The organism is Leifsonia sp. PS1209 (genome assembly GCF_012317045.1).
Taxonomy (GTDB): Bacteria; Actinomycetota; Actinomycetes; order Actinomycetales; family Microbacteriaceae; genus Leifsonia.
Genome location: NZ_CP051154.1, coordinates 4,083,945 through 4,091,164 on the forward strand (window position 1 = coordinate 4,083,945; position 7,220 = coordinate 4,091,164).

The following is a 7,220-nucleotide window of genomic DNA, read 5'->3' on the forward strand; positions in this document are numbered from 1 at the left end:
TGACTCGCGGCCCTAGCTAACTCGCGGCGTCAGCGGACTCGCGGCGTCAGCGTACCCGCGGAGTCAGGGGGGACCCGCTGCGTCAGTGCACCCGCCGCGTCAGCTGAAGGTCGGCCTGGTGTAGCTCGGCTGCCCGATCTCATCCAGGATGCGGTTGAGGTCCTGAATCGTCGCGAAATCCACCACGATCTGGCCTTTTCTCGCGCCGAGTGAGATCTTGACCCGCGTATTCAGACGGTCCCCGAGCTTCTCGGCGATCTCATCCAGGTGCCCACGGTGTTTGCCCGCCGTCGCTTTCGACCGCACCGGTTTCGGACTCGTGCTCGCCGCAGCCTCGGCCGCGCGCACCGAAAGCTCTTCGTTGACGATCTTGTCCGCGAGTCGCGCCATGGCTTCTTCGTCGTCCCCGACGGACAGGATCGCCCGCGCGTGACCCGCACTCAGAACGCCGGCCGCCACGCGGCTCTGCACGCTGGACGGCAGCTTGAGAAGACGCAGGGTGTTGGTGATCTGTGGGCGCGAACGTCCGATCCGCGTAGCAAGCTCTTCCTGGGTGATCCCAAAATCAGCAAGAAGCTGCTGGTACGCCGATGCTTCTTCAAGCGGGTTGAGCTGTGAGCGGTGAAGGTTCTCGAGCAACGCATCCCGGAGCATGTCCTCATCGGCGGTCTCTTTGACCACCGCCGGGATGGAGTCGAGCCCGAGTTCTTTCGTCGCGCGCAGGCGGCGCTCGCCCATGATCAGCTCGAACTTGTCCGGCTGCCCAGCGATCGGCCGCACGACAACCGGCTGCAGCACGCCCACTTCCCGGATGCTCGCCACAAGCTCGTCCAGCGCCTCGCGGTCGAACTCGGTGCGCGGCTGCACAGCGTTCGGCACGATGTCAGCGGGGGAGAGGTTGGCAAGCCGGGCACCCGGGACGGCGACTAGGCCATCCGATGCAGCGTTTGCGGAGGAGTCGGGGAAGAACACGTCGACGGGACGCGCCGACTGGTCGGTGGTGGGGATGAGCGCGCCGATTCCTCGGCCCAATCCTGTGCGCTTCGCTGCCATTAGCGGGGTGCTCCTCTGCGTGCGATCTCGGCGGCGGCTTCCAGATAGGAGAGCGAGCCGGACGAATTCGTGTCGTAACTGATGACGCTCTGCCCGTAGCTCGGTGCTTCCGAGATGCGGACCGAACGCGGAATGATGGTCTTCAGGACTTCCTTGGGGAAGTGATCCCGCACATCCTCGGCGACCTGATGGGCCAGATTGGTGCGGGAGTCGTACATGGTCAGCAGGATCGTGGACACCTGAAGCTTGGGGTTGAGGTGCCGCTCGATCAGCTGAATGTTTTTGAGCAGCTGGCTCAGGCCCTCCAGAGCGTAATACTCGCACTGGATGGGGATGAGCACCTCGGTCGCGGCCACGAATGCGTTGATCGTGAGCAATCCGAGCGACGGGGGGCAGTCGATCAGGACGTAGTCGAAGTCGTATTCGTCGAGGAACCTTGTCAGGGCGCGCCCCAGGCGCTGCTCACGCGCAACCATCGACACGAGTTCGATTTCTGCGCCGGCGAGGTCGATTGTCGCCGGGACCACGAACAGTCCATCGAACTCCGGAGACTTCTGAATCACCTCGTCTAGCTCTTTGTCGTTGACGATCACGTCGTAGACGCTGGGAGTGCCCTCACGGTGCTCAACGCTGAGAGCAGTGGATGCGTTTCCCTGCGGATCCAGGTCGATCACCAGCACCCGAGCACCCGACTTCGCGAGTGCAGCGGAGAGATTCACGACGGTGGTAGTCTTCCCGACCCCGCCCTTTTGATTAGAAATGGTGAAGATACGGGTCCGCGACGGCAGGGGGAGTGTCTCGGAGGCGATAGCCTCCCGTCGACGGGTCAGTTCGTGGATTTCCTGCGCCAGGGGAGTGGATGCGTCGAAGCCGGTCGGGCTCGATCCGACCTGGGCATCCTGGTCCGGTTGTTTCACGTGAAACCTTGTCGCTCGATCATGGTGCACGGCACCGGGTGTCTGAGTACGGGGTCGCATGCGCTCTGCGGCCATCAGTCAACTCTATCTTGGATGGTGTGCTTGCCATTCCGATTCGCGGCACGCTGTGGATAGTTGGAGGCTGTGGGAAATGTGGGGAGTGGCCCGAGATGATGGTTGCCTCGGCTCGCGCCGCCGGGTAGCTCTAGGCAGCGGGGATGTACTCCTTAGATTGCCTCGAAACCGCTCACATCTACATAGGAATTCGGCGCGCCGGTCCTCGCGAGCTCCTCGCACCGTTCGCGGGCTGCGCCGCTCGTCCATGTCGGCGCTTCCTGGGCTACAGTTTCACGTGAAACGCTCGGCGCGTCCCGCGCGGCGACTCGTTCCGTCACCGATCGCGTAAAGGGTGCGGGCTCGGCATATCTGGCGCACAGGCCTCCCAATCATGCGGACGTTAGGCGCACGGCTCCTGCGAGTGGATGTGCGGGCCAGGCGGAACCAGTTCGCGCACCAATTAGTGCCTGTAGGGACGATGTGATGTGATGTGCGCCGGGGGGGACTGCTGGTCCTGAGCGGCGGAGGAGCAGTGTCGGGTGGCGGATTGCGCCGTCCAGAGTGACCCGACTTGAACGGCGCGCGCAGGATTCCGCGTGCCGCTCATGTCGGCGCGCGGAGTTGCCGACACCTTCCCTGGTGATGCGACTTCCTGGGATCGCAGCCACGCTGCTCGACCGGGGGCGGGCGGCTGGACAGCGGGCCACTCCCATTACATTGACCACCGCGGTGAAAGCGATCTCACGCTCTCTGGTCGGACCCGGATACACCAACTCGTTTCCAGTGAGGAGCGAGGACACCCCTGGCCAGATACCAGCACCGAGGCACACACGAAACCGGTTCTAGCGACGGGCAAGCGCCCCCACATGACAGGCGATAGCCGCACCGGGCGCGCCCGGCGACGGCCAGTTCAGGTGCCCGTTTCACGTGAAACGCCGTCCAGTCACGCTGCGATCCCCGCGCCGGTCTCTATATGTCGGACGCGAATTGCGCTGGGAACCCAGTAGGCCGCGCCGATCGCCACACGCCCATCCAACGATCCCCGATCCACACGCGCGCACCTGAATCGACCTCAACTCCGCGCCCGGCACGGCCCGCCAATACCATTTGCGTCGTCGCGGGCAACAGGAAGCCGACGAAGTAGATTCACCCAGGTCAAGCGACTCATCGGAGAGCGCGGGTTGATAAGGATCCTCAGGTCTCACGTCACACCCCGTTTCCCCGCATTGCCTCACGTCTATTGCGGAGCCACGAGGGAAGCAACTCCACCTGACGCTCACGAGGCAACAACTCCACGCCGAACTGGCTGCGTCGGTCTGTGCCCGCGACCGCTGCGCCGACCGGGGTACCCCACCGCATTCATCACCACCGATAGGCAGCGACAGGTGCAGCCGCAGCCGACCGGCGCTGGGCCCTACCACGCCGCCATGCGCCAGCAATGAACGCCCCAACGGCATCAAGCCGCGAAGTGCCACGACCTTCGGCTCAGCGTAGAGCAGAGCTCCGCCGTACGCCGCCACCCCTAGTAGGACCTACACACCGTCGAGGAACCAACACGAACGCGATCAGACTTCGAGCCCGCAATATCCCGAAACACCAAAACAGCACCCACTATCAGGGCATAAACCCCCGAAAACACACCCGCTTCAGTGCCACAGGAGCGATCCTAAGCGCCTCTTGCTACCTCACGGTCGCGCGGATTACCCTCGTGACCTCGTCCAGGACGTCCTGACCAAGGGTCATAACCTCGATTTCGTGCACTTTGTACTTGCGAATCTCTTTTGTCGCCGCATCCACTTCGGCCTGCGCGCCGGCGCCCTTCATCAGGGCCAGCTCGCCGCCATCGCGAAGAAGTGGAGCGGTGAGGGGGAGGAGCTTGCGGAAGGCGCTGACCGCTCGCGCGGTCACCTGGTCGAGCGGCGCATCCAGGCGAACGTCTTCGGCTCGGGCGCGGACCACATCCACGTTGGTGAGACTAAGTTCGGCGACCTGCTCGTTGAGCCAGGCGACGCGTCGCTCCATCGGCTCGATGAGAACGAACGAAACATCGGGCCGCGCGATGGCGAGGACGAGCCCTGGCAGTCCGGCGCCGCTTCCGATATCGCCGACGCGGCCCGGACGGAGTAGGGGAGCGACGATGGCGCTGTTCAGGATGTGGCGCGACCAGAGGCGCGGGAGTTCGAGTGGGCCGATCAGTCCGCGTTCCTCACCCTGCGAGGCAAGGTTCGTCGTGAACTGTCGAGCCACTTCGATGCGCGGGCCGAAGAGAAGAGCGGCAGCAGCAGGCTCAGCCTCGAGGACGTCGTTCATCGCTCGGATCCCCGTTCCACGTGAAACAACTAGGACTTGGTGATGACCGTGTGACGGTCTCGACCCTCGCCCTGCGAATTCGAAACGAAGCCGCGCTCCGAGACGATGTCGTGCACCAGCTTGCGCTCGTACGAGGACATCGCGGGAAGTGCTGCCTGCTCCGCACCCTCTTCGATGCGGGCGATCGCGCGCTCGACGAGCGTTGCGAGCTCGGCCTGGCGGGCGTCGCGCGAGCCGGCGATGTCCAGAATCAGGCGAGAGAACGAGCCGGTCTTGTTCTGGACAGCCAGGCGAGTGAGCTCCTGCAGCGCCGTCACCGTGTCCGGCTTCGAGAGCAGGCGCAGGTTCGCGTTCTCGTCGGCGTTGACCGAGATGTACGAACGGCCGTTGCGGGCGTCGATGTCGATGTCGCCGTCGATGTCGGCGATATCGAGCAGCTCCTCGATGTAATCGGCGGCGATGTCGCCTTCCTGATCGAGCTGGTCGGCGGTCGGCTGCTCGTAGTCACCGGACTCCGACGACACGGGAGCCGGCGACTCAGCGCCCGACTCGGCGAACTCGACGTCGACGTCCACGTCGACCTCGGCCGACGGAACCTCAGCCGAGGTGGGCTCGGCTACGGACTCGGACTGCTGCACATCGGTCATTGGGAATCCCTACTACTTTCCGGCCTGCTTCTTCGCGCGGTTCTTGCTCACGGGCTGAACGCGCTGAGTGGTCTTCTTCGTTTCCTCTTCGACCGTCAGCACGACGGCGCCGTCCTCCTGGACGAGCTTGCCCTTGCGTGCCAGACGCGCCTCGCGCGCCTTCGCGGCGTCCGAACCCGGGGTCGGCATGTTGCGGATGACGAGGAACTGCTGACCCATGGTCCAGAGGTTCGAGGTCAGCCAGTAGAACATGACGCCGAGCGGGAAGGCGAAGCCCGAGAAGAGGAAGACAAAGGGGAGGAGGTACAACAGGATGCGCTGCTGCTTGAACTGGGGGCTCGCCTTGGTCTCCGGCGACATGTTCTTGGAGACGATCTGCAGCTGAGTGAGGAACTGCGAACCGGTCATCAGCACGACCATCACGGCCGCGATGATCATCACGGCGACCTGCTGCGGGTGGGCGTTCATCGCACCCTGGAAGCTCTGGTGCAGGGGAGCGACACCGAACAGGGTGGCACCACCGAACTGCTTGGCAAGCTCAGAGTTGAGGGGGCCGACGCCTGCGTGGCCACCCTGGGCGCCGTTCAGCACCTGGAAGAGGCTGAAGAACACCGGCATCTGCAGCAGCAGGGGGAGGCACGAACTCAGCGGGTTCGTGCCGGTCTTCTTGTAGAGGTCCATCGTCTCGCGGGACATCGCCTCACGCGAGAACTGATCCTTCTTGCCCTTGTACTTCTCCTGGATCTTCTTCAGCTGCGGAGCGATTTCGAGCATCCGGCGCTGGTTCTTGATCTGGCGGACGAAGATCGGGATGAGGGCGGCACGGACGACGACCGTCAGTCCGACAATCGAAAGCACCCAGGTGAGGCCGGCGGCCGGGTCGAGGCCGATCTGCGAGAACAGCCAGTGGAACGCAACGAGGATGAGCTCCACGACCCATTTGATGGGCCACAGAATCGTTCCGATGATGTCCATGTGGTTGCTAGGCCTTTCCCTGGCTTGTGGCGACGACGAATCCGAACGGTGTCACCCGATAGCGGCGCTTCTTCTTGAGGGGGACATCATCGACCCCGCCCGCGGCCCACGGGTGGCAACGGGCGATTCGGCGAACGCCGAGCACGGTCCCGATAGCGAGTCCGTGCTCCTGGATGGCCTGCAACGCATAAGCGGAACAGGACGGGTAGTACCGGCAGACGTCTCCGTACAGAGGTGAGATAACCGCACGGTATGCGCGAAGCACCAACACGGCACAGTTCCGCGGAAGAAGGAGCACTGCAGTGAATGCGGTGTTCATCGACGGACGTTGCCTCTACTGGTGAATCGGCTGATTGCTGCGGAGATCTCTTCGTGCAGGGTAGCCCACTCCGCTTGAGCGGACGCTGGCAATGCCCTGATCACGATGTCGGTGCCCGGCGACATCCGCGGAAGCAGTTCGTGGGCCGCAGCCTTCAGGCGACGACGCACGAGATTCCGCCGGACGGCGACACCGACTGTCTTGCCCACGATAAAGCCGAATCGCACCACATCCGGGTCCGGACTGGGACGGATGTACGTCACGGTGTTCGCTCCAGTGAAGCGAGCGCCGCGGCGCACAGTCGCCTTGTAGTCCGCCCCCCGCGTGATGCGATTGGCTTTGGCGAGCACCGGTGAAGGCTAGGCCGAGAGCTTCGTGCGGCCCTTGCTGCGACGTGCAGCGAGGATCGCGCGACCCGCACGGGTGCGCATACGCAGACGGAAGCCGTGGGTCTTCGCCCGCTTGCGGTTGTTCGGCTGGAAGGTTCGCTTGCTCATATCTCAATCTCCGTGTGGTCTCTTAACAGGCCGGTGCTGATGCAAAGTCCAGCACGGGGAGGCCGTGAAAAGTTTTTGGGCAGCCTCAACGGCTGAAGTCAACTGATTAAAACTACGACCTGTGGCGGACGAGGTCAAACCAGACGAGACAAATCCAATGATTATGCACAGGAATGGGAAGAACCTGAGGAGCGACGCGCCGCCGTATGCCCGCAAACGAATTTGATCCACAACCTGTGGACAAGTTACCGTGAGGACCAAAGTTATCCCCAGCCCATCCCAAAATCGGCAGGAGATCGCTACGGTATTGGACACACAGCGGTGGATAACCCTGTGAATACCTTTCCGGCCGCGTACGCGCAGCCGAACCGATGAACGCATCGACGAAGGAGTCGGGGTACTTCGCCGGTCGAAGGCATCCACACGAGACGAATTACGGGGAACG

8 protein-coding genes are annotated in these 7,220 nt (G+C 63.4%); all 8 read right to left on the minus strand.

What is annotated here, in order from left to right; all coding sequences use genetic code 11:
- Positions 1-99: 99 nt before the first annotated feature.
- Positions 100-1,053: a ParB/RepB/Spo0J family partition protein gene (locus HF024_RS19595; protein ID WP_168690695.1), complete on the minus strand. Its 954-nt coding sequence runs from the start codon at positions 1,051-1,053 to the stop codon at positions 100-102.
- The gene (locus tag HF024_RS19600; RefSeq protein WP_085367441.1) at positions 1,053-1,970 is read right to left on the minus strand and encodes an AAA family ATPase; all 918 of its coding nucleotides are present in this window, start codon (positions 1,968-1,970) and stop codon (positions 1,053-1,055) included. The genes HF024_RS19595 and HF024_RS19600 overlap by 1 nt, the downstream gene beginning before the upstream one ends.
- Before the next feature lie 1,737 nt (positions 1,971-3,707).
- Complete coding sequence (rsmG, locus tag HF024_RS19605) at positions 3,708-4,337, minus strand: 16S rRNA (guanine(527)-N(7))-methyltransferase RsmG (RefSeq protein ID WP_168690696.1); 630 nt, start codon at positions 4,335-4,337, stop codon at positions 3,708-3,710.
- Between the two features lie 29 nt (positions 4,338-4,366).
- Positions 4,367-4,984, minus strand: a complete 618-nt coding sequence (locus tag HF024_RS19610) for a R3H domain-containing nucleic acid-binding protein (RefSeq protein ID WP_168690697.1) — start codon at positions 4,982-4,984, stop codon at positions 4,367-4,369.
- 12 nt (positions 4,985-4,996) lie between these two features.
- The gene (yidC, locus tag HF024_RS19615; protein WP_085367444.1) at positions 4,997-5,959 is read right to left on the minus strand and encodes a membrane protein insertase YidC; all 963 of its coding nucleotides are present in this window, start codon (positions 5,957-5,959) and stop codon (positions 4,997-4,999) included.
- A gap of 7 nt (positions 5,960-5,966) precedes the next feature.
- Entirely contained in the window at positions 5,967-6,278 is a 312-nt protein-coding gene (gene yidD / locus HF024_RS19620) for a membrane protein insertion efficiency factor YidD (RefSeq protein ID WP_085367445.1), read from the minus strand.
- Entirely contained in the window at positions 6,275-6,628 is a 354-nt protein-coding gene (gene rnpA, locus HF024_RS19625) for a ribonuclease P protein component (RefSeq protein WP_085367446.1), read from the minus strand. The genes yidD and rnpA overlap by 4 nt, the downstream gene beginning before the upstream one ends.
- A gap of 9 nt (positions 6,629-6,637) precedes the next feature.
- Complete coding sequence (gene rpmH, locus HF024_RS19630) at positions 6,638-6,775, minus strand: 50S ribosomal protein L34 (protein WP_055897189.1); 138 nt, start codon at positions 6,773-6,775, stop codon at positions 6,638-6,640.
- Positions 6,776-7,220 lie beyond the last annotated feature (445 nt).